The organism is Kribbella sp. NPDC048915 (assembly GCF_040649595.1).
Taxonomy (GTDB): domain Bacteria; phylum Actinomycetota; class Actinomycetes; order Propionibacteriales; family Kribbellaceae; genus Kribbella.
The window spans coordinates 1-26188 of the sequence record NZ_JBEZFT010000006.1; the positions used below are offsets into that span (position 1 = coordinate 1).

At 69.9% G+C, this 26188-nt stretch carries 26 protein-coding genes; 13 read left to right on the top strand and 13 right to left on the bottom strand.

Annotated features, from left to right (window positions below; genetic code table 11):
* Positions 1-133 precede the first annotated feature (133 nt).
* Both AB0B82_RS05070 and AB0B82_RS05075 read right to left on the bottom strand, forming a co-directional pair.
* Complete coding sequence (locus AB0B82_RS05070) at positions 134-2545, bottom strand: glycoside hydrolase N-terminal domain-containing protein (RefSeq protein ID WP_360162649.1); 2412 nt, start codon at positions 2543-2545, stop codon at positions 134-136.
* A gap of 174 nt (positions 2546-2719) precedes the next feature.
* Entirely contained in the window at positions 2720-4612 is a 1893-nt protein-coding gene (locus tag AB0B82_RS05075) for an ABC transporter ATP-binding protein (RefSeq protein ID WP_360162651.1), read from the bottom strand.
* 176 nt (positions 4613-4788) lie between these two features.
* Here AB0B82_RS05075 and AB0B82_RS05080 point away from each other — a divergent pair, with 176 nt between their 5' ends.
* Positions 4789-5214, top strand: coding sequence for a MarR family transcriptional regulator (locus AB0B82_RS05080; RefSeq protein WP_360162653.1), 426 nt, complete (start codon positions 4789-4791; stop codon positions 5212-5214).
* Between the two features lie 206 nt (positions 5215-5420).
* Here the strand turns inward: AB0B82_RS05080 and AB0B82_RS05085 are convergent, their stop codons facing one another.
* Positions 5421-6437, bottom strand: a complete 1017-nt coding sequence (locus AB0B82_RS05085; RefSeq protein WP_360162655.1) for an alpha/beta hydrolase-fold protein — start codon at positions 6435-6437, stop codon at positions 5421-5423.
* Between the two features lie 65 nt (positions 6438-6502).
* Between AB0B82_RS05085 and AB0B82_RS05090 the strand changes: the two genes are divergently transcribed.
* Entirely contained in the window at positions 6503-7198 is a 696-nt protein-coding gene (locus AB0B82_RS05090; RefSeq protein WP_360162657.1) for a TetR/AcrR family transcriptional regulator, read from the top strand.
* 12 nt (positions 7199-7210) lie between these two features.
* Here the strand turns inward: AB0B82_RS05090 and AB0B82_RS05095 are convergent, their stop codons facing one another.
* On the bottom strand, positions 7211-8128 hold the full coding sequence (locus tag AB0B82_RS05095) for a 2-dehydropantoate 2-reductase (protein WP_360162659.1): 918 nt from the start codon (positions 8126-8128) through the stop codon (positions 7211-7213).
* 148 nt (positions 8129-8276) lie between these two features.
* Here AB0B82_RS05095 and AB0B82_RS05100 point away from each other — a divergent pair, with 148 nt between their 5' ends.
* Both AB0B82_RS05100 and AB0B82_RS05105 read left to right on the top strand, forming a co-directional pair.
* Entirely contained in the window at positions 8277-8804 is a 528-nt protein-coding gene (locus AB0B82_RS05100; RefSeq protein WP_360162661.1) for a DinB family protein, read from the top strand.
* Positions 8801-9670, top strand: coding sequence for an alpha/beta hydrolase fold domain-containing protein (locus tag AB0B82_RS05105; protein WP_360162663.1), 870 nt, complete (start codon positions 8801-8803; stop codon positions 9668-9670). Before AB0B82_RS05100 ends, AB0B82_RS05105 begins: the two co-directional genes overlap by 4 nt.
* A 17-nt stretch (positions 9671-9687) precedes the next feature.
* Here AB0B82_RS05105 and AB0B82_RS05110 read toward each other — a convergent pair whose 3' ends face one another.
* Positions 9688-10524, bottom strand: coding sequence for a hypothetical protein (locus AB0B82_RS05110; RefSeq protein WP_360162665.1), 837 nt, complete (start codon positions 10522-10524; stop codon positions 9688-9690).
* 150 nt (positions 10525-10674) lie between these two features.
* On the opposite strand from AB0B82_RS05110, the gene AB0B82_RS05115 reads away from it, so the two are divergent.
* Genes AB0B82_RS05115 through AB0B82_RS05130 form a run of 4 tightly spaced genes read left to right on the top strand, consistent with a single transcriptional unit; the run spans position 10675 to position 14588 of the window.
* A complete protein-coding gene (locus AB0B82_RS05115; protein ID WP_360162667.1) occupies positions 10675-11688 on the top strand; it encodes a LacI family DNA-binding transcriptional regulator in 1014 nt (337 codons plus the stop codon).
* Positions 11689-11728: 40 nt separating this feature from the next.
* Positions 11729-12727 carry a Gfo/Idh/MocA family oxidoreductase gene (locus AB0B82_RS05120; protein WP_360162669.1) on the top strand — a complete coding sequence of 333 codons (999 nt, stop codon included), beginning with the start codon at positions 11729-11731 and terminating at the stop codon, positions 12725-12727.
* A gap of 11 nt (positions 12728-12738) precedes the next feature.
* Entirely contained in the window at positions 12739-13752 is a 1014-nt protein-coding gene (locus AB0B82_RS05125) for a Gfo/Idh/MocA family oxidoreductase (RefSeq protein WP_360162671.1), read from the top strand.
* Positions 13752-14588 (top strand): Gfo/Idh/MocA family oxidoreductase, encoded by an 837-nt coding sequence (locus tag AB0B82_RS05130; RefSeq protein WP_360162673.1) that lies wholly within the window; start codon positions 13752-13754, stop codon positions 14586-14588. The genes AB0B82_RS05125 and AB0B82_RS05130 overlap by 1 nt, the downstream gene beginning before the upstream one ends.
* Here the strand turns inward: AB0B82_RS05130 and AB0B82_RS05135 are convergent.
* Entirely contained in the window at positions 14581-15207 is a 627-nt protein-coding gene (locus AB0B82_RS05135; RefSeq protein WP_360162675.1) for a hypothetical protein, read from the bottom strand. The genes AB0B82_RS05130 and AB0B82_RS05135 overlap by 8 nt on opposite strands.
* Before the next feature lie 77 nt (positions 15208-15284).
* On the opposite strand from AB0B82_RS05135, the gene AB0B82_RS05140 reads away from it, so the two are divergent.
* The 3 genes from AB0B82_RS05140 to AB0B82_RS05150 are packed head-to-tail and all read left to right on the top strand — an operon-like array spanning position 15285 to position 17588.
* On the top strand, positions 15285-15725 hold the full coding sequence (locus AB0B82_RS05140; protein ID WP_360162677.1) for a GNAT family N-acetyltransferase: 441 nt from the start codon (positions 15285-15287) through the stop codon (positions 15723-15725).
* Positions 15726-15728: 3 nt separating this feature from the next.
* The gene (locus AB0B82_RS05145) at positions 15729-16598 is read left to right on the top strand and encodes an LLM class flavin-dependent oxidoreductase (protein ID WP_360162679.1); all 870 of its coding nucleotides are present in this window, start codon (positions 15729-15731) and stop codon (positions 16596-16598) included.
* A 30-nt stretch (positions 16599-16628) separates the two neighbouring features.
* Positions 16629-17588, top strand: a complete 960-nt coding sequence (locus AB0B82_RS05150) for a formylglycine-generating enzyme family protein (RefSeq protein ID WP_360162681.1) — start codon at positions 16629-16631, stop codon at positions 17586-17588.
* A 5-nt stretch (positions 17589-17593) separates the two neighbouring features.
* Here the strand turns inward: AB0B82_RS05150 and AB0B82_RS05155 are convergent, their stop codons facing one another.
* The gene (locus tag AB0B82_RS05155; RefSeq protein ID WP_360162683.1) at positions 17594-18820 is read right to left on the bottom strand and encodes an MFS transporter; all 1227 of its coding nucleotides are present in this window, start codon (positions 18818-18820) and stop codon (positions 17594-17596) included.
* Positions 18817-19284, bottom strand: coding sequence for a MarR family transcriptional regulator (locus AB0B82_RS05160; protein WP_360162685.1), 468 nt, complete (start codon positions 19282-19284; stop codon positions 18817-18819). The genes AB0B82_RS05155 and AB0B82_RS05160 overlap by 4 nt, the downstream gene beginning before the upstream one ends.
* A gap of 125 nt (positions 19285-19409) precedes the next feature.
* Here AB0B82_RS05160 and AB0B82_RS05165 point away from each other — a divergent pair, with 125 nt between their 5' ends.
* Complete coding sequence (locus tag AB0B82_RS05165; RefSeq protein WP_360162687.1) at positions 19410-20378, top strand: aldo/keto reductase; 969 nt, start codon at positions 19410-19412, stop codon at positions 20376-20378.
* Between the two features lie 561 nt (positions 20379-20939).
* On the opposite strand, the gene AB0B82_RS05170 is transcribed toward AB0B82_RS05165, so the two are convergent.
* Complete coding sequence (locus tag AB0B82_RS05170; RefSeq protein WP_360162689.1) at positions 20940-21953, bottom strand: LacI family DNA-binding transcriptional regulator; 1014 nt, start codon at positions 21951-21953, stop codon at positions 20940-20942.
* A gap of 31 nt (positions 21954-21984) precedes the next feature.
* On the opposite strand from AB0B82_RS05170, the gene AB0B82_RS05175 reads away from it, so the two are divergent.
* Positions 21985-23496, top strand: a complete 1512-nt coding sequence (locus tag AB0B82_RS05175) for an alpha-L-arabinofuranosidase C-terminal domain-containing protein (protein ID WP_360162691.1) — start codon at positions 21985-21987, stop codon at positions 23494-23496.
* On the opposite strand, the gene AB0B82_RS05180 is transcribed toward AB0B82_RS05175, so the two are convergent.
* From AB0B82_RS05180 to AB0B82_RS05195, 4 genes are read right to left on the bottom strand one after another with little or no spacing between them, the layout of a single operon-like run.
* Complete coding sequence (locus AB0B82_RS05180) at positions 23480-24298, bottom strand: MerR family transcriptional regulator (RefSeq protein WP_360162693.1); 819 nt, start codon at positions 24296-24298, stop codon at positions 23480-23482. The genes AB0B82_RS05175 and AB0B82_RS05180 overlap by 17 nt on opposite strands.
* A gap of 55 nt (positions 24299-24353) precedes the next feature.
* Positions 24354-25043, bottom strand: a complete 690-nt coding sequence (locus tag AB0B82_RS05185) for an anti-sigma factor (protein WP_360162695.1) — start codon at positions 25041-25043, stop codon at positions 24354-24356.
* Positions 25030-25590, bottom strand: a complete 561-nt coding sequence (locus AB0B82_RS05190; RefSeq protein WP_360162697.1) for a sigma-70 family RNA polymerase sigma factor — start codon at positions 25588-25590, stop codon at positions 25030-25032. Before AB0B82_RS05190 ends, AB0B82_RS05185 begins: the two co-directional genes overlap by 14 nt.
* A gap of 34 nt (positions 25591-25624) precedes the next feature.
* The gene (locus AB0B82_RS05195; RefSeq protein WP_360162699.1) at positions 25625-26116 is read right to left on the bottom strand and encodes a class F sortase; all 492 of its coding nucleotides are present in this window, start codon (positions 26114-26116) and stop codon (positions 25625-25627) included.
* Positions 26117-26188: the final 72 nt, after the last annotated feature.

Below are 26188 nucleotides of genomic sequence, written 5' to 3' on the forward strand. Positions count from 1 at the left end.
GACCCCCTGCCCGCTCTGTATGACCACAAAACCTGACGCGGTGGGGCGCCCGGGGACCCGGTCCGCGGCCGCCCCGCGTCGTTTCAGGTCCCTTCAGATCGTTCGATTTCAGGTTTTTCGCGCCGCCGCCGGGTCACGGCTGGTCACGGCGCGCCAACCGGTGGATCTGGGTGCGGGTGTGTGCTTCGCCTTGGCGGAGCGCGATCGTTTCACTTTCGCCTCCGCGAAGCGCCAGGGTTGCGCGGTGCTCACCGTGGCGGAGGGTGACCGTGGTGTCCCGGTCGGCCGTGAGTACGGCGTGGGCGCCGTCGGCGGACCAGTCGAGGTCGACCGTGATGCCGCCGCGGGCGCGCAGACCGGTGATCGACCCCTCCGACCAGACGTCCGGCAGCGCCGGGAACAGTTCGACCTCCCCGGTGTGGCTCTGCAGCAGCATCTCCGCGATCCCGGCGGTCGCACCGAAGTTGCCGTCGATCTGGAACGGCGGGTGCGCGCAGAACAGATTCGGGTACAGGCCTGACCCGTCACCCACGTAGTCCGTGCCCGAATCCGACGCGGGCGTCAGGAGTTCGCGAACCAGCCGGTGCGCGGCCTCGCCGTCACGCAGCCTGGCCCACAACGAGATGCGCCACGCCAGCGACCAGCCGGTGCTCTTGTCACCACGCAACTCCAGGGTGCGGGCAGCGGCCGCGGCGAGTTCCGGCGTACCGTCCGGAGTGATCTGATCGCCGGGGTGGAGCGCGATCAGGTGCGAGGTGTGGCGGTGCTGCGGCTCGGCCTCGGGGAGGTCCGCGAGCCATTCTTGTAGTTGCCCACGGCCACCGATTGTCGGCTCAGGGATCCGTTTGCGAGCGGTCTCGATGTCGGCGATCAGCGGGTCGGTGATGCCGAGCTCGGCGGTCGTCTGCACGCAGCGGTCGAACAGGTCGGCGATCAGCGACAGATCCATCGTCGACGACGTGCTCACGGAGGCCGGCTGCCCATCGGGGGCGACGTACTCGTTCTCCGGGGAGGTCGAGGGCGACGTACCGAGCGTTCCGTCCGGGAGTTCGATCAGCCAGTCGAGGCAGAACTCGGCGGCGCCGCGCAGCACCGGCCAGGCATCGCGCAGGAACTCGCGGTCGCCGGTGAACGCGTAGTGGTCCCACAGATGGCGGCACAGCCACACGCCGGCCATCGGCCAGTTCGACCACTTCGGGTTGCCGTCGACCGGCGCCGTCCAGCACCAGGCGTCGGCGTTGTGATGCGCGGTCCAACCGCGAACGCCGTACAACTGCTCGGCAGTCCGACTGCCTGCTCGGGCGAGCTGCTGCACGTAGTCGAGGAGCGGCTGGTGGCACTCGGACAGCGAGGTGACCTCGGCCGGCCAGTAGTTCATCTCGGTGTTGATGTTGACCGTGTAGTTACTGCTCCACGGCGGCTGGAGGTGCTCGTTCCAAATCCCCTGCAGCGTGGTCGGCAGCCCGCCCGGCCGCGAGCTCGAGAGCATCAGGTAGCGCCCGAAGTTGTAGATCAAGGCCGCCAGCGCAGGGTCGTCGCCGGCCTCGGTCAGCCTGCGGTCGGTGGGCAACTCGGTGGGCAGGTCTGCGCTCGACGGGAGCGTCAGGACCGAACGACGGAAGAGTGCCTGGTAGTCGGCCACATGCTCGGCGCGGAGCCCCTCGTTGCTTCCCTCTGCCTGGGTCAGGGTGGCGCGGACCGTGGCGTCCGCAGCGTCTCGGCATTCCTCGGCGGTGCGGGTCGGGGCGGTGTGCGGGTCGACGTACCCGGTCGCGGTGGAGAGGACGACGAGCAACTCCGTGGTGTCGGTGATCGTCAGGCGGTCGTCGGCCGCGGTGACAGTGCCGTTGGTGCGCGAGCGCAGTACGACGGCCGCGCTCATCCCCCGGTCCGCGCCGTCGGAGTACTGAACCGGATCCGGCACGTCGGCGTGCGGCGGCGCGACGGACGACGGGCAGGTCGCGAGCAGCGCGAGCCCGTCGCCGCCGAGCGCCTGCGTGGTCGCGCGGAGCTGCGAGGTCAGACTGAGGGCGACCGTGAGCGGCCGCGAACTGCCGAGACGTAGGATCAATACCTGCGCCGGCGCACTGACAAAGACCTCCTGCCAGACCGCTGCACCGTCCACCTCGTACTCGGCCCGAGCGACCGCGGTGTCCAGGTCGAGACGCCTGCGGTAGCTCGTCACATCACCCGCGCCCTGGAAGTCCAGCAACAGGTCACCGAGCGGAAGGTAGGTCTGCGAGTAACCGCTGTGGAACGCGGTCGAAAGCTCCTCCGCCGCACGGACGTCCCCTCGCGCCAACGCGGTCCGAACCCGATCAACCGCGGCCGCACCGACCTCCCCACCCGGCGTCGCGAGCCGGCGGTTCGTCTCCGGGCTCCCGGACCACAGCGTCTCGTCGTTCAGCGCGATCCGGTCCCGGCCGGTCCCGCCGAACCACATCGCCCCGATCCGGCCGTTGCCGAGCGGGAACGCCGCCAACCAGTCCTCCGCCGGAGCGTCGTACACCAGCTCCGTAGCGGCCGCAGTCATCCGATCTCTCATGTCGTGATCCTCTCCCGACCGATGCCGGTCTCGCGACCTGGGGTCCGTCTGCTGAGCACGTCCGGCCCGCCCGCCTGGCCGCGCGTGGACGTCCAGGTATGCAGAACCCCGCATTTCGGTGCCGAACAGGGCCTCAGCGGCGGTTTCTGCATACCTGGAGGTCCGCCGGATCGGTCAGGCGGCTGCGGCGTACTGGGTTGCGTACAGGTCGGCGTACAGGCCGCCTTCGCGGAGGAGTTCCTCGTGGGTGCCGCGTTGCTGGATGCGGCCGTCGTCGAGGACGAGGATGACGTCTGCGTTGCGGATCGTCGAGAGGCGGTGCGCGATCACCAGCGACGTACGGCCGACCAGCGCGTTCGCGAGCGCGGTCTGGACGGCGGCCTCGGACTCGGAGTCGAGGTGGGCGGTGGCCTCGTCGAGGATCACGATCGACGGCGACTTGAGCAGCAGCCGGGCGATCGCGAGACGCTGGCGTTCACCACCCGAGAGGCGGTACCCGCGGTCGCCGACCACGGTGTCCAGACCGTCCGGCAGGCTGTCGACCAGCGTCGCGATCTGCGCCGCCTCCAGCGCCGCGTGCAGTTCGTCGTCGGTTGCGTCCGGGCGCGCCAGTTGCAGGTTGGCGCGAATCGTGTCGTGGTACATGTGCGAGTCCTGCGTGACGACTCCGATCACCGCGCGCAAGGACGCCTGCGTGACGTCGCGTACGTCGTACCCGCCGACGCGGACCACACCGCCTGTCGCGTCGTACATCCGCGAGACGAGCGACGACAACGTGGACTTGCCGGCGCCGGACGGACCGACGACGGCGACCAGCTGGCCGGGCTCGACAGTGAACGTCACGTCCTTGAGCACTTCTTCACCGGCCTCGGCCGACAACGTCGCGACCGACTCCAGCGAAGCGAGCGATACCTCGTCGGCCGACGGGTAGCGGAACGACACCTGGTCGAACTCGATCGACGGCTCCGCGTCGGCGGGCAGCGTCTCCGCATCCTTGCGATCGGCAACCATCGGCGGCAGGTCGAGCACCTCGAGCACGCGCTCGAAACTGACCAGGGTGGTCATCACGTCGACCTGGATGTTTGACAGGGCGGTCAGCGGGCCGTACAGGCGGTTCAGGTACGCCGTCAGCGCGACGACCGTACCGATTCCGAGCATCCCCTCGACCGCGAAGACACCACCGACGCCGTACACCAGCGCGACCGCGAGCGCCGCCACCAGGGTCAGCGAGACGCGGAACACCCCGGCGTACATCGACGTGGTGACGCCGATGTCGCGAACCCGCGCGGCCTTGCCCGCGAACTCACGCGACGCGTCCTCCGTCCGGCCGAACACCTTGGCGAGCACCGCGCCGGCGACGTTGAACCGCTCGGTCATGGTCTGCGCCATGGTCGCATTGAGCTTGTACGTCTCGGAGGTTGCCTCGCGCAACTTCCCGGCGAGCAGGCGGGCGGGGATCACGAACAACGGGAGCACCACGAGCGCGAGCAGCGTGATCTGCCACGACATCACGAACATTGCCGCGAGCACGAGCGTGACGCTGAGCAGATTGCTGACGACATTCGACAGGGTTGAGGTGAACGCCTGCTGTGCGCCGAGGACGTCACCGTTCAGGCGCTGGATGAGGGCGCCGGTCTGCGTACGGCTGAAGAACGCGACGGGTAACTGCTGCACATGATCGAAGACCGCGGTACGAAGGTCGTACACCAAACCTTCGCCGATCCGCGACGAGAACCAGCGTTCGGCGAGGGTGATCGCGCTGTTCAGGATCGCCAGCAAGGCGACCACGAGCGCGAGCCAGACGACGAGCTTCGCATTGCCGGGGACGATGCCGCGGTCGATGATCTCGCGATACAGCAACGGTGCCGCCGCGCCGGTGCCGGCGTCGAGCGCAACGAGCACCAGAAAGACGGCGAGACAGCCGCGGTACGGGCGCGCGAACCCGATGATCCGGCGCAACGTCCCCGCCGACAACTTGTGATGCCGAACGGAGGAGTCCTTCAACAACGACCGCATCGCACGCCCGCCGCCGCCTCCCCCACCGGGTAACCCAGAAATCTGCGACATCCAGTTCCTTCCGTTCGAACCAATATACTGAGTCTAACTCACTATGAGTGAACCTCACAAGATCTTCAGCTATTCCCTGCTGCCGGGGCACGTCGGCAGGAGGTACGGCCGTTCGGGGGCTGGGCTGGTGTGGCTGTTGCCGCGGGGGTTGGGGTAGGGCCCGTTAGGCTTCGGGCATGCCTGAGGCCGAGGACATCGCGGAGCAGATCGCCGGCTTGCTCGACGGCATCGTTCGGCGCCAGCGGCGAGCGTCGCGGGAGGAGTTCGGCGAACGTGTCACGCACGGCCAGTTCCGGGTACTGCGAACGCTCGACGGCGCCGGTGCGGCACTACGCCTGAGCGAACTGGCCGCGCGCCTGGGCATCGTGCCCCGCTCGGCGACCTCCGTCGTCGACGACCTCGAGTCCGCCGGCCTGGTCGCGCGTACCCCGGACCCGAGCGACCGCCGCGCCACCCTGGTCGACCTCACCCCCGCCGGCCGCAAGATCCTCAGCACGCTCCGCGAAAAGCGCCGAGCCGTCATGGCGGAGGAACTGTCCCGCCTCACCCCCGAAGAACAACAAACCCTCGCCCACCTCCTCACCCGCCTGGCCACCGACTAGCCCTCCCCGCCCCCCGCCGGCACTGCCGGCTTGTGTTGCGGCTGACGGGTTACAAACCGCCAGCGGCGAAAGAAGCCGCCAGCGGCAACCTGCGCAGCGATCCAGCGGGTGCCGCCCAGGCGACCCGAGGGCGGCGCGCTGGTGGGGTGGGTGCGGAAGTGGGGTGCCGGCGGTCCGTCGAGGGGCCGCCGGCTGCCACGGAGGGGTCAGGCCTTCTTGAGGTGGGCGATGATGCCGTTGAGGTCTTCGGTCATGCGGTTGATGCGGACCTTGTGGCCGCCTTCGTCTTCGTGGGCGATGTACGGGATGTTGGCGCGGTCGAGGGCGGCTTTGAATTCGCGCTGGCCGGCCAGGACCTGGGTTTCGTTGGCGTAGTCGAACGGGTCGGGGCTGGGGCTGGTGCCGGCGACGAGGAAGATGCGTTTGCCGCGGTAGCGTTCGATGTTCTCCATCGGGTTGTCGGCGCTGACGCGCTTCTCGTCCCAGAGCGGTACGCCGTAGATCGAGCCGCCGGCGAGGTCGACGGTCGCGGAGGAGACGTTGGCCCAGTGCACGACCAGTCCGGCGTCGCGGCGGAGGCTGGCGGGGCCGGAGTGGGAGCTGACCGAGGCGAAGTGGCCGTAGTACTTCGCGGTGTACTTGAGCGCGCCGAAGCCACCCATCGAGAAGCCGGACACGGCGCGGCCGGCGAACTCGGCGTAGGTGCGGAAGTTGGCGTCGATCCACGGCACCAGCTGGTTGAGGTGGAAGTTCTCCCAGTTCCGCGGGCCGGTGTTGGAGGCGACCGGGTTGGAGTACCAGCCGGCCTTGCCGCCGTCGGGCATCACGATGATGATCGGCAGATTCGCGGTCCACTCGCGGATGCGGAGGCGGTCGAACTCGATGAAATCGCCGAGGCCGCCGTGCAGCAGGTACAGGACCGGGTACGTCCGGCCGCTGGTGTGATAGTCGCTCGGGAGCAGGACGTTGACGGCGGGGTCCCAGCCGATCTGGTCGGTCGCGAAGCGGTAGTACCGCATCCGTGGATCGGCTTCGTTCCGCTCAGTGATGTGCAGGCCGAATCCGTCGTCGGCGGCGTTCGCGGCGGCCGAAGTGGCCAGAATGGTGCCGGCGCCGAGGCCGGCGGCGACAGTCAGCCCGCCGGCGGCCTTGAGGATCGTGCGCCGGGTGGGGCGAGGTGCGCTCACCATGATCTCCTGAAGGAGTAGGGACAGAACAATCACCGTCGGTGACGGTATCGATCTAAGTTAGTAGCATAACTTTGAGGTCAGCCCCGAGAAGGAGCGTTGTGACAGCGAATCCGCCCCGCCGGAAGACCGGCGGCCGCCAGGCACAGGTCACGCTCGCGGACATCGAGCGGGAGGGTCTGCGACTCGGGCTGTCCGACCTCACCGTGAACGGGGTCGCCACCGCGCTCGGCGTCACCCCGACTGCGCTGTACCGGCACATCGACGGCAAGCACGGCCTCGAGGCGGTGGTCGGTGAGGCCGTACTGCGGGACTTGCAGATCGTCGACGACCCGGACGAGGACGTCGCGGCGCACCTGTTGTCGTTCGCTCGCCAGCTCCGCGTGTTCCTCCTCGAGCACCCGGGACTCGCGGCGTACATGCAGGGGCTGTTCCCGCGCGGCGCGTCCGGCGTGCGCCTGCAGCGGGAGGCCGTTGAAGCCCTCGGCCGGCGCGGCTACAGTCCGGCCGGTGCGGTGATGATGTCCGGTACGGTCGCGTCGCTCGCGATCAACCTGACCGCGGCCGAGGAACGCCACCGGCCGTACCACGAGGGGCCGAACCAGCGGGAGCTCGCGAAGGTCCACGCCCTGCTCGCCTCCGACGAACTGCTCGGCCCGGCGGTCCTCGAACTGCCGCCGATCACCTCGGAGGCGTACTTCCGGATGGTGATGACCGGCTGCATCCGCGGCCTGGTCACCGCGGCCCCGCCGAACCGCCCGGTTCCGGACGTCCTGACCGACCTCGGACTCGAGTAACCGCGACAGGAATCAGTTGCCAGCAGCAAGCGCTCTGGCAGTAGCCAGCTCGTAGAGGAAGGTGTTCACCGGAGTCGGGACGCCGGCGTCGGCGCCGAGACGCACGACCGCGCCGGTCCAGGCATCGAGCTCCGACGGACGCCCCGCAATCAGGTCGCGCTGCAGTGAGGTGGTCCCGTCGGCCGGCAGCTGATCGATCCAGGCCAGCGTGCTCGGTACGACGTCTTCGGGCAGCGTGATCCCGCGGGCGAGCGCAACGTCGCGGATCTCGGCGATCGCCGAGGTGAGCAGCCGTCGCGTGGGCGGATGCGCGCGGAGTACGCCGTACGGAGCGCCGGTGGCCGTACCGAGTCCGCCACCGGGGACGACCGAGAGGAACTTCGTCCACAACGCCGCCCAGATGTCGTCCGGAACCCGCACCTGCAGTCCGGATGCGACGATCGCGTCCCGCAGCCGCTCCACGCGCGAGGTGACCTGGTTGTCCCACTCGCCGAAGTTGAGCTTGCCATTGCCGAGATGCCGGATGACGCCCGGACCCTCGACGTACGCGATGACCTCGGCAGCACCGGGCAGTACGGCGCCGCGCCCGTACACTGCGGCGACCTGCTCTGGCGCCTCGACTCCGTTCTGTACGGTGACGATCGCGGTGTCCGGGCCGACCAGCGGCCGGATCGACTCGATCGCCTCGGGCAACTGCCACGTCTTCACACAGATCAGCACGTAGTCGACCACCCCGATGACGGCCGGGTCGCTGGTCGCCTGCACCGGCAACTGCAGGTCACCGGCCGGGCTGTGGACCACGAGCCCGTCGGCGGTGATCGCCTCCAGGTGCTTGCCCCGGGCCACGAACGCCACGTCCTGCCCGGCGGCGGCCAATCGCGCGCCGAAGTATCCGCCTACCCCACCCGCGCCGACGATCCCGATCCGCACAGCCGCTCCCTCAGTTGTCCATGCCCGTTGTCGCCGGCCGGTGCTGACGGCCGGGGACCAGTGTCGCGCATCGGATCAACCGGCCGTTGGATTGAGCTGTTCGCGCAATCGACCGGCGCCACGCTGCCCGGCCTGATTCATTGTCCGCATGCGTACAGCCACGACAACACCGGCGCAGGCGGTGGAGCTGATCCGGCGCGATCAGGATCTGCTGCTGGGCCGGACCGAAGGATTGACCGAAGCCGAACTCCGCGCCCCGTACGACGTCACGGCCGGGCCGCTCGGCGACTTCTGCGACTCGTTGCACGACCTGGTCGCGCACGTGCTGATGTGGGACGAAATCACCCTCGCCGTACTGCGGGACGCCCGCGCGGGCCATCTGCACTGGAGCCTCGACCCGCGCTGGGAGACACCTGACATCGGGCGCGCGATGAACCTCGGTGGCGTCGAGGCGGGACGACGGATCCCGTCCGAACTCGTGCTGCACCGGTTCCGCGGTGTCGGCGCCGCGCTCCTGGACGAGATCGCGCAGTACGACGAGGACACCTGGGCGGATCCGTCAACGGGTGCCGGGTTCGACGGCGGCATCGGGGCGCTCGCGGAGTACGTGTCGACGACACCGGACGGGGTGCTGTTCGCGCACGCCGCACGCCACCTGGGACTGATCAACGTATGAGCCACGAGGTTGTCGACAGTCCGGCGTACGGTCCGGAGACGGACGCACTGCAAAAGCTGCTCGCCGACCAGCCCGGGTACCCCGGTCTGGACCCGTATCAGGCGCTGCTGGCCGACCGTGAGGATCTGCCCGATCCGGCGCTGGCGGGTGAGCGTGATCCGCGGCCGAGCGTCGCGGACCTCGTGATCGACCTGCCGGGGCGGTCGCTGGAAGCACGGATCTATCGGATGTCGCGGTCGCCGCAGCCGGTGCTGCTGTGGTTGCACGGCGGCGCGTTCATCGGCGGGCATCTGCGTGACATCGAGTACGCGGCATCCGGGATCGCGGCCCGATCGCACATCACGGTGGTCTCGCTCAACTACCGGCTCGCGCCCGAGAACCCGTTCCCGGCGGGGCTGCTGGACGTTCACGAGACCCTGCGGTGGATTCGGGAGAACCTCGAGGGCGACGGCCGGGTCGCGGTCGGCGGGCAGAGTGCGGGCGCGGCGCTGGCGGCCGGCGCGTGCCTGCTCGCGCGGGACGAAGGCGCGCCGCTCCCCGATCGCCAGATCCTCTGCTACCCGACGCTCGACCTGCATCGGGACGCGGAGTGGTTCGAGTGGTACTTCCCGAAAGGTGACGTACCGGCGACCGCCGTTCCGCTGCGGGCCGAGTCCCTCGCCGGGCTTCCGCCCGCCCTCGTGCTCGCGGCCGGGCGGGACTGGTTACGCGACGACGCGCTCGCGTATGCGGCCCGGCTGGACGAGGCGCGCCTGGTCGAGTACGCGGACACGATGCACGCGTTCCTGAACTTCCCGGCCGCCCTGTCCGCCGGCCGGCATGCGGTCGAACTGATCGCCGCCGACCTGCGCAACAGCCTCCCTTGACCGGACCCGCGCCGGCCTCAGTGGTCGGCGCGGTGGATGAAGAAGCGGGCCGGGTTGCCGGCCGCGCGCGGGTTGGAGGCGAGCCAGCTCGCGAACGACTCCGGGTGGCGGCGTTCGAGTTCGTCCAGGTATGCGCGCCGTACGTCGATCATCGCCTGGCGCTGGTCGGCGCTCATCGGCCGCTGCAGCTGGCTGAAACTGCGCCGCCAGGCCAGGCACAGCTCCTCGTCGCTGAGCTCGCCGACGCTCCGCACCACGGCATGGACGAAACTCGGCATCGGCCACTCGGCGGGTGGCTCGACGGTGTTGCCGGCCAGCTCCCGGACCGCCTTCCGGGCCGGTTTGGGCACCGGCCTCCGCCAGGGCTTCCGGTGCCGGATCGATGCCTTGGGCAACTTGAGCGGGCGCGGGAGGCTCGGCACCGCCAGGCCCGGCCGCTCGGTCTGCCCGGTCCGCCCAGTCCGCTCAGTCCGCTCGGTCTGCCCGGAGCGGCCGGATCGCAGCCAGCCGACGACTGGTGGCGACACGCCCACGACGAGCAGGAGCAGCGTCACCGTCCGCATCCCGATCGCCGCGGCGTACCCGCAGATCGAGATCACGCCCAGTCCACCGAGCACCGCACCGCGCGGCACCGTGGACAGCAGGTCCGAGGACGGGAGTTCCCGGCCCAGACCGATACTCAGACACAGCGCTCCGGCTGTGAAGGCGGCCACGACGAAGACCGCCAGGTTGGTCGTCGGTGACACGAACACCAGCGCGGCAAGTACCCCGACGACCGCGAGCAGAATCACGGCTGCCCGCCAGATCCGCAGATATCGCAGCTCGACGTCCACCATGTTCACCCCAGTGCCCATCGGCCGGTCTCACAACCGGACCCGCAACGCTCCCCCCGCCAGTCCAGTGTTACTCGTTTCCGCGCCGCTTTGAAGCCACCGCGCACGGATTACCCGGTGCACCCGATCGACCGGAGGCGGTTCTGCAACCGGTTGCACTATCGTGGTCGCATGTCACCGCGTTCGCCCCGCCCGTCCGGGGTCACGATTCGCGACGTGGCGGCCGCCGCCGAGGTGTCGCGGTCGACGGTCTCGCGCGCGTTCACCCGGCCGCAGTTGCTCAGTCCAGAGACCGTCCAGCACGTCCGCGCGGTGGCCGCGCGACTCGGGTACGTCGGCAACCAGGCGGCGCGCGCGCTGTCGACCGGGCGGTTCGGGAACATCGCCGTCGTCGTACCGGACATCGCGAACCCGTTCTTCCCGCCGCTGGTGCGCAGCCTGCAACTGGCCGCGGAGGCCGCCGACCTCGCGGTGTTCCTCGGCGACTCCGACGAGTCCGCCGAGCGGGAGGCGAAGCTGATCGCGCGACTCGGCCCGCAGGTCGAGGGTTTCGTGCTCGCCTCGCCGCGGTTGTCGGAGGACCTGATCCGCGACCTCGCCGCGCACCGGCCGGTCGTCCTGGTGAATCGCGACCTGGACGGCATCCCGCGGGTGCTGATCGATTCGTCCGGCGGCATGACAGAGGCCGTGCTGTTGTTGCGGAAACTCGGTCACGAGCGGCTCGCGTACCTGGCCGGCCCGCGGGACTCGTGGTCGGACCAGCAGCGCCGCGCGGTGCTGACCCAGACGTCCGAGGCGGCCGGGCTGACGGTGGAGGTCATCGAGGTCGGCCGTCCGACCTATGCGGCCGGGCGGGACTCGGTCGCGGCGCTGGTCCGGTCCGGCGCGACGGCGGCGATCGCGTTCGACGACGTGGTCTCGCAGGGCGTGCTGGCCGGGCTCGAGGTGCGCGGCCTCTCGGTGCCCGGCGACTTCAGTCTGGTCGGCTGTGACGACACCCTCGCCCCACTGATGACCCCTGCCCTGACCAGCGTCTCCGCGGGTGCCGCGACGGCCGGTACGGCGGCCGCGAAACTGCTGGTCGACCTGCTGGAATCGACCGGGCCGGCCACCGGCCCGATCACGATCTCGACCCACCTGGTGACCCGCGCGACCACCGCCGCTCCGCCCCGGAACGCGCCGTGACGCGTTGACCTGCAACCGGTTGCATGCTGGAATCACCATCATGACCCGCATCGCCATCGCCGGCGCCGCCCATCCGCACGTCGCCTACGCGACCGCGGAGGTCGACCAGGTCGCGGAGTTCGAGCTGGTCGCGGTCGCGGATCCGTCCCACGCGACCGCCGAGCAGTGGGCCGCGCCGTACGGCGCGGCGGTGTTCACCGACCACCGGCAGATGCTCGCCGCGGCGAAGCCCGACGTGGTCATGGTCGCGGGGATCTACGGCGACCGCGGCCGGGTCGTGGTCGACGCGCTCGAGGCCGGTTGTCAGGTGATCGCCGACAAGCCGCTGTGCACGACGCTCGAGGATCTCGACGCGATCGCCGAGGCAACCCGCCGCACCGGCCGCCATGTCACGCTGCTGCTCGAGAAGCGGTACTACCCGGTGACGCTGGCTGCCCTGGAGATCGCGGACCGGCTCGGCACGATCCATGGCGTCACGTCGTCCGGCCCGCACAAACTGAACCGGCCGACCCGCCCGGACTGGTTTTTCGACCGCGCCCGGTACGGCGGGATCCTGAACGATCTCGCTGTCCACGACATCGACGCCGCGCTGCTGTTCACCGGTCTGACCGGCGGCAGCGTGAGCGGTTCGACCGTGGGCAGTTCGTACGGCGTGGCGACCCTGAGCGGACCCGGCGCGCTCGTGACCGCGGGCGTGGACTGGATGACGCCGGCCGGATCGCCTGTGCACGGCGACTACCGGATGAAGCTGGTCGGCACCGAGGGCACCGCCGAGCTGCTCTGGGCCCGGAACCGGCTCGTCCTCACCACCACCGAGCTGGCGCCGCACGACGTACCGTTGCCGACCGGCTTCCGCCCGGCCGAGCTTCCCCTGCAGGCGCTTGCTGCAGGCAACGAGCCGGACATCACCACCGAGCGCGGCCTGCTGGCCACGCGGCTCGCCCTGCTCGCGCAACGGTCCGCCGAGACCGGCGGCGCACCGATCCCGTGGACGGCAGCTCAGACAACTGCACAGACAGCTGAAGAAACGACCGACTGAAGAGAGGTTCTATGCGTTTCGCGCTCATCGGAGCCGGTGTGATCGGCGCCGTGCACGCTCGCCTTGTCGACACCCTCGGCGAGGAGGCGGTGCTGGCCGCCGTCGTCGACCAGAACCTCGAGCGCGCCGGCGAGCTCGTCGCGCAGTACGGCGGCCGCGCCTACGCGACACCGGCCGAGGCCTACGCGGCGGAAGAGATCGACGCGGTCGCGATCTGCCTGCCCAGCGCGCTGCATGCCGACGTCGCGATCGAGGCGCTGCGTGCGGGCAAGCACGTGATCGTGGAGAAGCCGGTGGACATCACGCTCGCCGCGGCCGATCGGCTGATCGACGTGCAGCGGGAGACCGGGCTGACGGTGTCGGTGATCAGCCAGCGGCGGTTCCAGCCGCCGGTCGCGCAGATCCGCGCCGCGATCGACGGCGGCGCGCTCGGTCGGGTGACCTCGGGGATCGCCGAGTCGGCGTTCTTCCGGCCGCAGTCGTACTACGACGGCGACGACTGGCGCGGCACGCTGGCTGTCGACGGCGGCGGCGCGCTGATGAATCAGGGCATCCACGCGCTCGACCTGCTGGTCTGGATGCTCGGCCGCCCGGTCCAGGTCAGCGCGCAGACCGGCCGGCTCGCGCACGAAGGCATCGAGGTCGAGGACCTCGCGGGCGCGTCGATCCGCTTCGAGAGCGGGGCGATCGGGCTGATGCTCGCCAGTACGGCGGCGTACCCGGGCCGCCCGGTGCGGCTGACGGTGCACGGCGATCAGGGGACGGCGATCCTCGACGACGACCAGCTCGCGTACTTCGCGGCCGCGGACGCCGGCGCACCCGAGGCGCCGGTGGTCGACGGGCCGGACGGCTGGGGTCCGACCCAGGTCGCGCACCTGGCGCAGTACCGCGACTTCATCGCCGCCGTCCGCGACGGCCGGCCGCCGGCGGTGACACTGCAGGACGGCCGCCGCTCGCTGGCGACCGTCCTCGCCGTCTACGAGTCCGCCCGCACCGGGCAACCGGTCGAACTGAAGGAGCCCTGATGACCCGGCGCGTCGCCCTCGTCGGCACCGAGAACAGCCACGCCGACCACATCATCGAGCACCTGAACGTCCATCCGGTCGACGGCAGCACGCGCATCGTGGCGCTGGTCGGGCCGGACGACGAACGCAATCGCAAGCTGGCCGACGCCGGTGGCATCTCGCAGCTGGTGCCGACGACGACCGATCTGCTCGGCAGCGTCGACGCGCTGATCGTCACCAGCCGCGACGGCGCCCTGCACCGTGAGCACGCCGTACCGTTCCTCGAGGCGCGCGTTCCGGTGTGGGTGGACAAGCCGCTGGCCGCGAGTACGGCGGATGCGCGGGCGATCCTGGACGCGGCGCAACGCGGCGGTGCGCCGGTGACGTCGTACTCCGCGGTGCGCTGGGTGCCGGACGCGGACGCACTCGCCGCTGCCGAGGTGGGTGAGCTGCAGGCGGTGACCGTGACCGGGCCGGCCGATCCGGACAGTGAGTACAGCGGGATCTTCTTCTACGGCATCCACGCGGCCGACGTGGCGCAGCGGCTGGTTCCGGGCGAACCGGGTCCGGTGACGGTGGAGCGCGTCGGATCGACCGTGGTAGCTCGCTACCGGACCGGCGACGTACTCGTGACGCTGCAACTGGTGAAGCCGACCGGCGACGGGCGGGTGCCGTTCCACGCGGAGGTGGTCGGCCGCACCGGACTGCTCAGCCACGACATCGGGCTGTCCTCGGACTACGTACTCCCCGGCCTCAAGATCTTCCTCGACATGCTCGACACCGGGAAGGCACCATTGGACGACGCCACAATGCTGGCGCCGATCACCGTCCTCGAGCAGATCCGCAAGGTTACATAGAGCTGCAGATGTCCCACGCTGCTTGGCGAAGCAGGGCCGCGGTCTCGGCGTCGAGACCCTTGACCGGGGTGTCGATGCCGACCGGGTCCGCTTCGAGCAAGGCGATCAGGAACACGCAGGCGGCGAGGTAGCTCCCGGCGAGCGCCGGATGGCTGTTGTCGGCATCGTGCAGCGCGGGCTCGTCGTACCGCTCGAAGAAGCGTTCCCACACCATGCCGACCGGTACGAGCGTCGCACCGAGCTCCACTGCGGCGGCGCCGTACGCGTCGGTCAGTGCCTGCTGGGTCTCCGGGGCGTTGCGGCGGGCCCAGGTCAGGTACAGCGCGGTGCGTGCGCCGGCGGCGCTGATCGCCTCGCCGAAGTCACGGGCGCTCGCGCGGAAGCGGTCCGGGCTCTTGATCGGCAGCGTGCTCTGCTCCTGCAGTACGACGGTGTCGTAACCGCCGGTCGCGATGTCGTCGAGGGCCTTGCCCGCGTTGAGATGCTGCCGCAGCGACGCCCCACCGGCCGAGATGAGCTTCGACTCGACCGTGAGGTCCCGCGCGGCGGCCAGGCTCTTGATCAGGCCGGGCAGGTTGTTCCGCGCCGTGAAGCTGTTACCCACGAACAAGATCCGCAAGCCATGGACCGTACTACTTCCGCAGGCGAGGGGGATTCGGTTTGACCGCGAGCCTCGCGCGGAGGTTGGGTTGCCCAGTGAGTGAACTGCGGATCGTGCCGGTCGCCGACGACCGGACGCTGCTCGACTGGCAGCGCGTGCACAACGAGATCATCCCGACCGCCCCGCTGTCCGTCGACGAGATCCGCGAGCGCTCGACGCGGAACGTGCTCGAGGTGGCCTACGACGGTGACGTGCTGGTCGGCTGCTCCACCGTCCGACCGCCGTCGGAGGAGAGCGCGGCGGCGGTCGTGATCGCCCGGGTGCTCCCGGCCTACCGGCGACGTGGTTTCGGTACGGCGATCTACGAGCACTGCCTACGCCGCGGGCGGAAGCTCGGCGACGGGATCGAGACGCACATCCTGAGCAGCAACACCGACGGCGTACGGTTCGCGAAGGCCCACGGTTTCGTCGAGGTCGAGACGTACCTGTTGCCGGGCGACACGATTCCGTTCCTCCACCTACGACTGAGCGAGTGACGCATGCGCTTCTCGATCAACATCCCGAACTTCGGCGACTTCGCGGACGCCCGGACCGTAGCCCGGGTGGCGACGGCGGCCGAGGAGGCCGGCTGGGACGGCCTGTTCCTGTGGGACCACGTGGTGCACAGCAAGGAGCGGCGGCGCGGGCAGCCGTTCGGCGACCCGTGGATGCTGATGACCGCGGCAGCGCTCGCGACCTCGCGGATCAAGCTCGGTCCGCTGGTCACGCCGATCGCGCGGCGCCGGCCCGAGCAGCTCGCCCGGCAGGTCGCCACACTCGACGGGCTGAGCGGCGGCCGGGTGATCTTCGGCGCCGGACTCGGCGGACCGATCGACGACGAGTTCGGCAGCTTCGGCGACGAGACCGACCCGAAGGTGCTGGCCGCGCGGCTGGACGAGGGCCTCGACCTGCTGACGGCGTACTGGTCCGGCGAACGCGTGCACCACAGCGGCGCGCACTACCGGGTCGACGACGTCGAACTGCTGCCCGCGACGGTGCAGCAGCCGCGGCCGCCGGTGTGGATCGCCGGGTACTGGCCGCGCAAGGCCCCGATGCGCCGGGCCGCGCGCTGGGACGGCGCCGTACCGCTGTTCGCGTCCGCGAATCACGGCGAGGCACCGCCGGTCGACGAACTGCGGGACCTGATCGCATTCATCGGCGAACAACGCGCCGGCCGCGATGCGACGTACGACGTGATTGTCGGCGGGATCAGCCCGGGCGATCCGGCCCAGGCCCGCGCCCTGATCGAGCCGCTCGCCGAGGCCGGGGCGACCTGGTGGGACGAGCGGCAGCTCATCGGCGGCAGCGACTTCTACCGGCTCGACCCGATCCTACGTCGGATCGAGCAGGGCCCGCCACACCTCGGCTGAGCCGCCGCGACGCCGATTAAGCTGGCGGGCATGAGCGACGAGCACCCGGCCTGCTGCGCGCCCGCACGAGCCTTGACCCCGCTCGACCTCCCGCTCCCGCCACCTACCTCAGCCGGATCACCGGGCGAGCATCGAGTCGAGCAGGTCGTGCTCGGCGGCGGCTCGTTCGCGATGGGCAACACCCACGGCGACGAGAACGCCGCCGACGGCGAAACGCCGGTCCACGACGTCGAGGTCGCGCCGTTCAGCATCGACGCGACCAGCGTGACGAACGCCGACTTCGCGCGCTTCGTCGACGCGACCGGGTACCGGACCGAGGCGGAGACCTTCGGGTTCTCCGCCGTGTTCCACCTCGCGCTGGCCGCCGAGCCGGACGAGGTGATGGGCCCGGCGGCCGGTACGCCGTGGTGGGCCGGCGTCCGCGGCGCCGACTGGCGGCATCCCGGCGGCTCCCGCTCCGACCTGGACGGGCTCGACGACCATCCCGTCGTGCACATCAGCTGGAACGACGCCGTCGCGTACTGCAAGTGGGCCGGCCGACGGCTGCCGACCGAGGCCGAGTGGGAGTACGCCGCCCGCGGCGGACTCGGGAACGCCCGGTACCCGTGGGGCGACGACCTGCTCGACGACGACGGCCAGTGGCAGTGCAACATCTGGCAGGGCGAGTTCCCGGGGACCAACACCGAGGAAGACGGGTACCTCACCACTGCTCCGGTCCGGACGTTCCGGCCGAACGGGTTCGGGTTGTGGCAGATGGTCGGGAACGTCTGGGAGTGGTGCGCCGACTGGTTCGGTCCGCGGTACTACAAGTTCTCCCCCACCGAGAACCCGCAGGGCCCGTCGCTCGGTGCGGCGCGGGTGATCCGCGGTGGTTCGTACCTGTGCCACGACTCGTACTGCAACCGCTACCGCGTCGCCGCCCGCTCGTCGAACACGCCGGACTCGTCGATGGGCAACGCCGGCTTCCGCACCGTCGGTCTGCAGCCGTAACGCCGTCAGTCCTGAGCGGGGACAGGTTCCGGCGCGCGCAATCCTGGTGTCGTTCCGGCCACCGCTGCGACGGCGGCGACACAGAGCAGCGCACCTGACGCCAGTGCGGCGACCGGCGACGTCAGTTGAGCGACCACGCCGCCGCGCAGGTTGCCGAGGTCCGGTCCCGCCGAGCCGACGATCTGCTCGGCGGCGCTGACCCGCCCGAGCAACTCGGTCGGCGTGTGCAACTGGACGATCGTGCCGCGCGAGACAACCGCGACGGTATCCGCTGCGCCCGCGAAGGCGAGGCAGACCAACGCGACCCACGCCCACGGCGAGAACGCGAACAGCAGCAGCGCGATCCCCCACGCGGCCGAGCCGCACAACATCACCAGCCCGTGCCGTGGCAGCCGGGTGAACGAGCCGGAGAACACCGACGCGGCCACGCCACCGACGGCGATCGCGGTCAGGAACAGGCCGAGTGTCCGCGGATTGTTGCCGAACCGCTCCGCGTTGATCACCGGGAACAGGCTGATCGGCATCGACAGCACGGTTGCCGCCAGATCGGTGATCAGCGCACCCCTGATCACCGGCGTCGCGGTGATGAACACCAACCCGTCCCACACCCCGCGCAACCCCGGCTTGGCGGTGGTCTCCAGGCGCATCGCCGGCAGGCCGAGGACGCCGTACAGCGCGGCGAGGAAGGTGACCGCGTCGACGAAGTAGCAGACACCGACACCCCACGCGCCGATGATCACGCCGCCGAGCGCGGGGCCGAGCAGCATCGCGCCTTGGAATCCGATCCGGTTGAGCGCGAGGCCGGCAGCCAGCTGATCACGCGTCAGCAGTTGCGGCAGCACGGTCCGCGCCACCGGTCCGGCCGCCGCGCCGAGGGCGGACTGGACCGCGACGAGCGCCAGCAGGACGCCGACCAGAACCCGGCCGACGGCCAACTGGCTCGCCATGACGGTTGCCGTGAGCAACTGCCCGATCGTGGTGACGAGGTAGATCCGGCGCCGTTCGAACCGGTCGACGAGCGCGCCGGCGAACAGCCCGAGCACGATCAGCGGCAACGCCTGCGCGAGGCCGACCGCACCGGTCCAGGCGGGGCTCGCGGTCTGGTCCCAGACCTGGAACATCACCGCGACGAAGGTCAACTGGCCGCCGAACGCCGACAGCACCTGACCGATCCACAGCCGCCGGTACGTCGGTACGCGCAGCGGGCTGAGATCGATGAACGCGCGCTTCACCGCAGCTTCTCCGCGATGCGGTCGTGAAAGCCTTTGCGGGCCAGGGCTTCCTCGACATCACGGACGACCTGGCTCATCGGGTACGGCAGCTCGGCCTCGAGCTCGGCGATCGCGGCCTCGGTGGCTCGCCACTCTGCGGCCAGCAACTCGACGAGCTTCTTGGACTTGGCGGTGAGCGTGACCCGCTTGCTCCGCGCGTCCGCGCCCGGCACGGTCCGCACCAGACCTGCGGACCGCATCGCGGCCACCTTCTGACTGAGCGCCGAATGCGTCCGCCCGACCGCGTCGGCCAGCTCGGTGATCGTCAGCGGGCCTCTGAAATGCAACTGCAGCAGCTCCCGGACGTACGTCGGCTTGAGCCCCTCGATGCCCCGCTCGGCGTAGATCCGCCCGATCTCGCCGTCCATCCGGGCCAGCAACTCGTGCAACGGCCGCCACAAACTCTGCTCGCTGGGATCCTCCATGGGCCGATCATAACAGCACTTATATAAGTGCTGTTAGATTTGGTTGATGCGTCTGATGCATCAAATCCGGGAGAAAGATTCATTGGACCGACGGCGGCGGGGCTGGTTGGGTCGGGGGTATGGAAATGCGCACGTTGGGAAGAGCTGGGATCGAGGTCAGTCCGGTCGGCTTCGGCTGCTGGGCGATCGGGGGGCCGTTCAGCACGCCGGGTGGGGAGCCGCTCGGTTGGGGTGAGGTCGACGACGAGGAGTCGGTGCGGGCGATCCGGCGGGCGGTCGAGCTCGGGGTGACGTTCTTCGACACCGCCGACGTGTACGGCGCCGGCCACAGTGAACGCGTACTCGGCAAGGCGCTCGAAGGAATCCGCGACCAGGTGGTGATCGCCACCAAGTGGGGCAACACGTTCGACGAGGCCACCCGGGTGATGCACCACCAGGACACATCACCGGAGTACGTCCACAAGGCCGTCCGGGCCTCCCTCGAACGGCTGAACACCGACTACGTGGACCTCTACCAACTGCACTGTGACACCACGGACGAGATCGCACTGCCGCTGCGCGAGGCCTGCGAGGAACTGATCCGCGAAGGGCTGATCCGGGCGTACGCGTGGAGCACCGACACCGTGCACAGCGCGGCGCTGTTCGCCCAGGGCGAGCACTGCGCCGCGATCCAGCACGAGGCGAGCGTCCTGCACGACGCGCCGGCAATGTTCGCGCTGTGCGAGCGCGAGAACCTGGCGAGCATCAACCGGACCCCGCTCGGGATGGGCATCCTCGGTCGTCGCGACGAGAAGACGCCGGCCACCGGCGCGGACATCCGGACGCTGCCACCGGCCTGGCTGCGGTACTTCGACGAGGGCGGCAAGCCCGCGGCAGAGTGGTGGGAGAAGGTGTCCGCGATCCGCGACGTCCTGCAGAGCGACGGACGGACGCTCGCCCAGGGCGCCCTCGCCTGGCTGTGGGCGCGCAGCCCGCGGACCGTCCCGATCCCCGGCTTCCGGACCGTCGCCCAGGCCGAGGAGAACGCCCGCGCGGTCGAGTTCGGTCCGCTGAACGCTGCACAGCTGCAGCAGATCACCGAACTCCTGCAGTAGACCGACCACCTCGCGGCCAGTTTCGGCGGTGATCCCGCCGAGGCGCTCTTACGCTCCCCCGTGCGAACCCCCCACCCCCGCACGGGGGAGCTCCCGCAGAGAATCCGCAGCAGGCAACCCCGCCTCCAGATGGGCAACTCTCCACCTCGACGGGCAACCCCCCAACTCGACAGGCATCACGCCCCCACGGAAGCCGTCTTAGGAGAGTTATCGCCTCGAAGTAGGAGGTATTTCTCCCGCCATACGCCGAAAACCCTCGTTTGATCGAGCACGGCAGGAAACGGGAGCGACGGGCCACCCCTCCCCTCGGCACAACCCTCCAGGCGAGTGGGCAACCCCTCAAGTGGAGGGTTGCCCACTCACAATTCCAGGGGGCAACCCTCCACTTCAGTGGGCAACCCCTGGACGTGGGCATGGACCGACGTCGGCGTGGCGTGCGGCGTGGCGTGCGGCGTGGCACGGCATGGCATGGCACGGCATGGCGTGACGCGGAGGGCGCAGGGCTCTTGTCAGCGTGGGTGGTTTATCGATATATCTTGACCTGTGCGACGCGGACGAGGTTCAGCGGGTCGTGCCGCGGAGCACCAGCCGGGCGGGCACGACGATTTCCTTCGGCTCGCCGCCGGCGTGGTCCAGCTGGGCGGTGAGCAGCGTGGTGATCGCGTCGGCCATCTCGTCGTGCCCCGGGTTCACCGTGGTCAGCGCCGGGACGAGGTACGCCGCCTCGTCGATGTCGTCGAAGCCGACCACCTGGACGTCCTCCGGCACCCGCAGGCCGGCGTCGGCAAGTGCCCGCAGTACGCCCATCGCCACCACGTCCGTGAGCGCGAACACCGCGTCGAACGCGATCCCGCGCGAGCGCAGTACGCCGATCGCGTCGTACCCGTCGCGCAGCCCGAAGGAGCAGCGCACGTTCAGCTCCGGATCGACCGGGACGCCGGCGTCGGCGTGCGCGAGCGCGTAGCCCTCGGCGCGGAGCGCGGGCATTGTCGCCGTACCGCCTGGGTCGCCGCCGATCATCGCGATCCGGCGCGCGCCGGTGGCGAGCAGGTGCCCGACCGCCTGGCGGGTGCCGTCGACGTTGTCCATCATCACGTGGTCGAAGCGCGACGGCAGCGCCCGCTCCCCGATCATCACCACCGGCGCGTCGGTGCGCAGCTGGCCGAGTTCGGCCGGGTCGATGTCGACGATGCTGAGGATCAGACCGTCGTACATCCGCAGCCGGGAGAAGGCGACCGCCTCCAGTTCGCCTTCGCGGCTGGCGCCGGTCCGTTCGGTGACGATGCGCAGGCCGTGCGCCTCGAACCGGTCGGCGAGGCGGGCGGCCAGCTGGGCGAAGTACGGGCGTTCGAGTTCGGGAACCGCCAGGCCGATCACGCCGGTGCGGCCCGCGCGCAGGTGCCGGGCCGCGAGATTCACCTGGTATCCGAGCTCGCCGATCGCCGCCAGCACGCGTTCGCGCGTCTCCGCACCGACGCGCGGGCGGCCGTTGATCACGTTCGAGACCGTCATCGTCGACACCCCGGCGACCCGGGCGACATCGGCCATCGTCACCACGCCGGACGGCTTCCCCATGGGGCCACTGTAGAGAACCAGGAGGGCTTTGATGCCTGAAGCACGGGTCGTGATCGACCTCGACGTCCCCGGACCGACCATCAGCCGGCACCTGTACGGCCACTTCGCCGAGCACCTCGGCCGCTGTATCTACGGCGGTTTCTACGTCGGCGAGGACTCCGGCATCCCGAACGAGCGCGGGATCCGGCTGGACGTCGTCGAGGCGCTGCGGGCGCTGAACATCCCGAACCTGCGCTGGCCGGGCGGGTGTTTCGCCGACGAGTACCACTGGAAGGACGGCATCGGCCCGAAGGCGGACCGGCCGTCGATGGTGAACACCCACTGGGGCAACGTCGAGGAGAACAACCATTTCGGCACCCACGAGTTCATGGCGTTGTGCGAGCTGCTGGGCGCGGCGCCGTACGTGAACGGCAACGTGGGCAGCGGGACCGTACGCGAGATGAGCGAGTGGGTCGAGTACCTGACCCGCGACGGCGACAGCCCGATGGTGCGGCTGCGCAAGGCGAACGGGCGCGACGAGCCGTGGCAGGTGCCGTTCTGGGGCATCGGCAACGAAGCCTGGGGCTGCGGCGGGAACCAGCGGGCGGAGGCGTACGCCGATCTCGCCCGGCAGTACGCGACGTTCCTGAAGGACCACGGCGACAACAAGCTGTACCGGATCGCGGCCGGCGCCTCGAACGACGATCTCGCCTGGACCGAGGCGCTGCTGAAGGCGGTCAGCTGCCTCGGCTGCGGGCGCGACCCGAAGAACATCTTCCAGGCGATCTCCGTGCACTACTACACGATCGCCGGCACCTGGGAGAACAAGGGCAGCGCCACCGAGTTCGGCATCGACGACTACTACCGGACGATGGCGAAGGCGCAGGACATCGAGCGGATCATCCGCGCGCACTCCGCGCTGATGGACGCGTACGACCCGGAGCGGAAGATCGGCCTGGTCCTGGACGAGTGGGGCACCTGGTGGGACGTGGAGCCGGGGACGAACCCTGGCTTCCTGTACCAGCAGAACGCAATGCGCGACGCGCTGGTCGCGAGCCTGCACTTCGACGTGTTCCACCGGCACGCGGAACGGTTGGTGATGGCAAACATCGCACAGACCGTCAATGTGTTGCAGGCGATGCTGCTGACTTCCGAGGACGGCGGATTGGTGCGAACGCCGACGTACCACGTGTTCGAGATGAACAAGGGCCATCAGGACGCCGCCGCCTTGCCGGTGCACGTCCTGGACATGCCGTCGTGCTCCGTCGACGACACCGAGATTTCGTTGCTGTCTGCATCGGCGTCGGTGAAAGACGGGCGCGCGCTGGTGTCGCTCAGCAACCTCGACGCCGAGACGGCACTGGACGTCGTGCTGGACCTGCGCGGCGAGTCGTCCTGGGAGTCGTCGGGGCGGTTGCTGACGGCATCGAAACCGCAGGCGTACAACTCGGCCGCCGCGCCGGACGCGGTGGCTCCGGTCCCGCTCACGGTGGAGCCGGAGCCGCGCGGCCTGCGGGTGAGCCTGCCGCCGCATTCGTTCGCGACGGTCAGTCTGGTGTTGTGACCGCGATCTGGAACTCGTGCACCCAGTTCGCCGGGTCGTTCTCGTCGAACTGGAGTGTCACTTCCCGGGCATACCCCTGGCTGCGGTAGCCGTTGTCCTCGATCCACCGGGCCAGCGTCTGCATGCTGCGATCGGCCTCCATCATGTCGCCCTGGTGGACGATGGTGGCGGCCTGGTCCAGCTCCGGGAGCTCGAGGAACTCGAGGTCCGCCGCCGTACCGGCTTCGGCAGGTACGGCGGCGTGCACGCGGATCGTGTCGTTCTCGGCGTCCTCGTAGTACGCGATCGGTGCACCGGACGGGTTGACCCCGGCTTTCCAGAGCCGTTCGAAGACCTGGCCGAACAACGGCTGGAGCACCGGGCCGATGTCGGCACCGTCGTAGCTCGGTGAGATCGCGGACAGCTCGGCGACCCGGAGCGGGGCGATGCGTTTCAGGATGACGTCGTCAGTCGGCATGTGACCCTCTTTCTCGATGAGCCGGAGCCTTGCCTCGACGCTCGTCAGGCGCGCTGTGCTGCGGGCCAGTTCGTCCTCCAGTTGCGCCTGGCGCATCCGCAGCATGCCGCGCAGTTCCTCGGCGGACAGCTTCGCGTCGACGATCTCCCCGACCTGCTGCAGGCTGAACCCGAGGTCCTTGAGCGCCACGATCCGGTTGAGCCGGCTGAACTGGTCGGCCGAGTAGTACCGGTAGCCGGTGACCTGATCGACCACGGCCGGCCGGAGCAGCCCGAGCGCGTCGTAATGCCGCAACATCCGCGCCGACACCTGCCCGAACGCCGCAAAGTCTCCGATGGTGAACATGCAGCCACCTTCCGGGTTGACACGGTGTCAAGGTCAAGGACGCATTGGTTGCAGCTCAGCTGGGGAGGGTGCCGCGGACGACGCTGTCGCGGGAGTGGGCGGGGTTGCCGTCGTTCGGCTCGAGGGAGACGTCGACGATCCGGTAGCCCTCGGCGGTCGCGTTGTCGGGGATCCGGAACGTGCCGCCGGTCGCCGGGTCGAGGACGCCGAGCGAGACCATCCGTTCGCCGTCGGCGTTGATCAGCCAGAGCTCGAAGTACCCGTCGCCGGCGTCGAGTCCTTCGACCGAGACCTGCAGCTCGTTGCCGGACTGGATGAGGTCCGCCGTACCGCCACCGCTCTTCCCGGGCAACGGTTCCAACTGCACGACGGCCACCGGTTGCGTGGTCTTGTCGTCCCTGTCCAGCACTTGCGCCGCGCCGAGGCCGATGCCGATCCCGGCGATCACCGCCACGCCGGCGGCCAGCGCCAGCATGCCACGGCCGTACCGCCGGCCCTGCGCCGCGGCGGTTTGCTGCTGGGTACTTGGGGAATCGAGGCCGAGTTCGGTCGTGATGCCGGACCAGACGGCCGTCGACGGCGTCGAGAGTTCCGGGACCTCGCGCAGCTCGCCGCTGAGCGCGCGGAGTTCGGACAGGGCGGCCCGGCATTCGGCGCAGGTCGCGAGGTGGTCAGCCGCGTCCGGGTCGGGATCGGTTCCCTCCAGCGCCCATTGGGCCAGGAGTTCCTCGTCAAGATGCGTCACTGTTCACCTCCTTCAAACGGTCCCGCAAGGACAGTAGGCCACGCCGCGCGTGACTCTTCACTGTGCCGAGCGGAAGGTTCAGCCGCTCCGCGATCTGCGGATACGACTGGTCTTCGTAGAACGCGAGCCGCAGAATCGTCCGCCGCGGCTCGCCGATGCGGTCGAGTTCGTCGGCCAGCAGCACGCGGTCCACGAGCTGGTCGTCGACGGTCGCCCGCACCGCCGTACCCTCCCCCACGGCCGCCGCGTTACGGCGGTCTCGATTGCGCGCCTCGAGCCGGTCCGCGATCCGGTGCCTGGCGATCCCGGTCAGCCAGGACCCCAGCGCACCGGACGCCGGATCGAACGTCTGCCGCCCCCGCCACGCCGACACGAACACCTGCTGGGTCACATCCTCCGCATCGCCCCGGTCACCGAGTCCTCGCAGCGCCAGCGTGTAGACCAGCCGCGACCAGCGCCGGTACGCGGCCGCGAGACTGTCCTCGCGTCCCGCGGCGAAGCCCTCGGCGATCTCGGCCGGCGTGGGTTCGCCGGCAATGCTGGTCACGGCAGCGACTCTAGCCCGGCCGTTGGCCGTCCCATCAGATGCGCGCGGCACCGACGACCAGGTTCTGCTGATATCCACCGTTGTCCGGATCATAGGGTCCGCCACACGTCACGATCCGGAGCCTGGGCGTTCCGCTCCGATCGAACACGTCCGCGAGGGCCAGCCGATGCTTGTCGACCTCACGGACCGAGTCGACACGGTACGTCGTCGTGCGTCCGCCGTACGACGTGATCCGGACGAGCTGCCCCGCCCGGAGTTTGCGCAGCCGGACCAGCGGCCCGACACCGTACTCCTTGCTGTCGAGATGGCCGCCGAGAACCACCGAACCCTCCGGGTTCGCGGGCGCTGGGCCGAAGCGGTACCAGCCGATGACGGCTGGGTTCGGCGGGAGTTCCATCTGGCCGTCGGCGGCCACGCCGACCGCGCGGATCGGGATGTCGATCCCGACGGACTGAACCATCAAACGGGTCGGCGCCGCCGCCTCGCCCGCTGGTGCCGCCGGGATGCCTGCGTCGTGCGATCGCACCGCTGCCGACGGCACGCTCGTTGGCAGGCCCGACGATTTCACCGTTGGCACGGCCGACGTACGCGCTGTCGA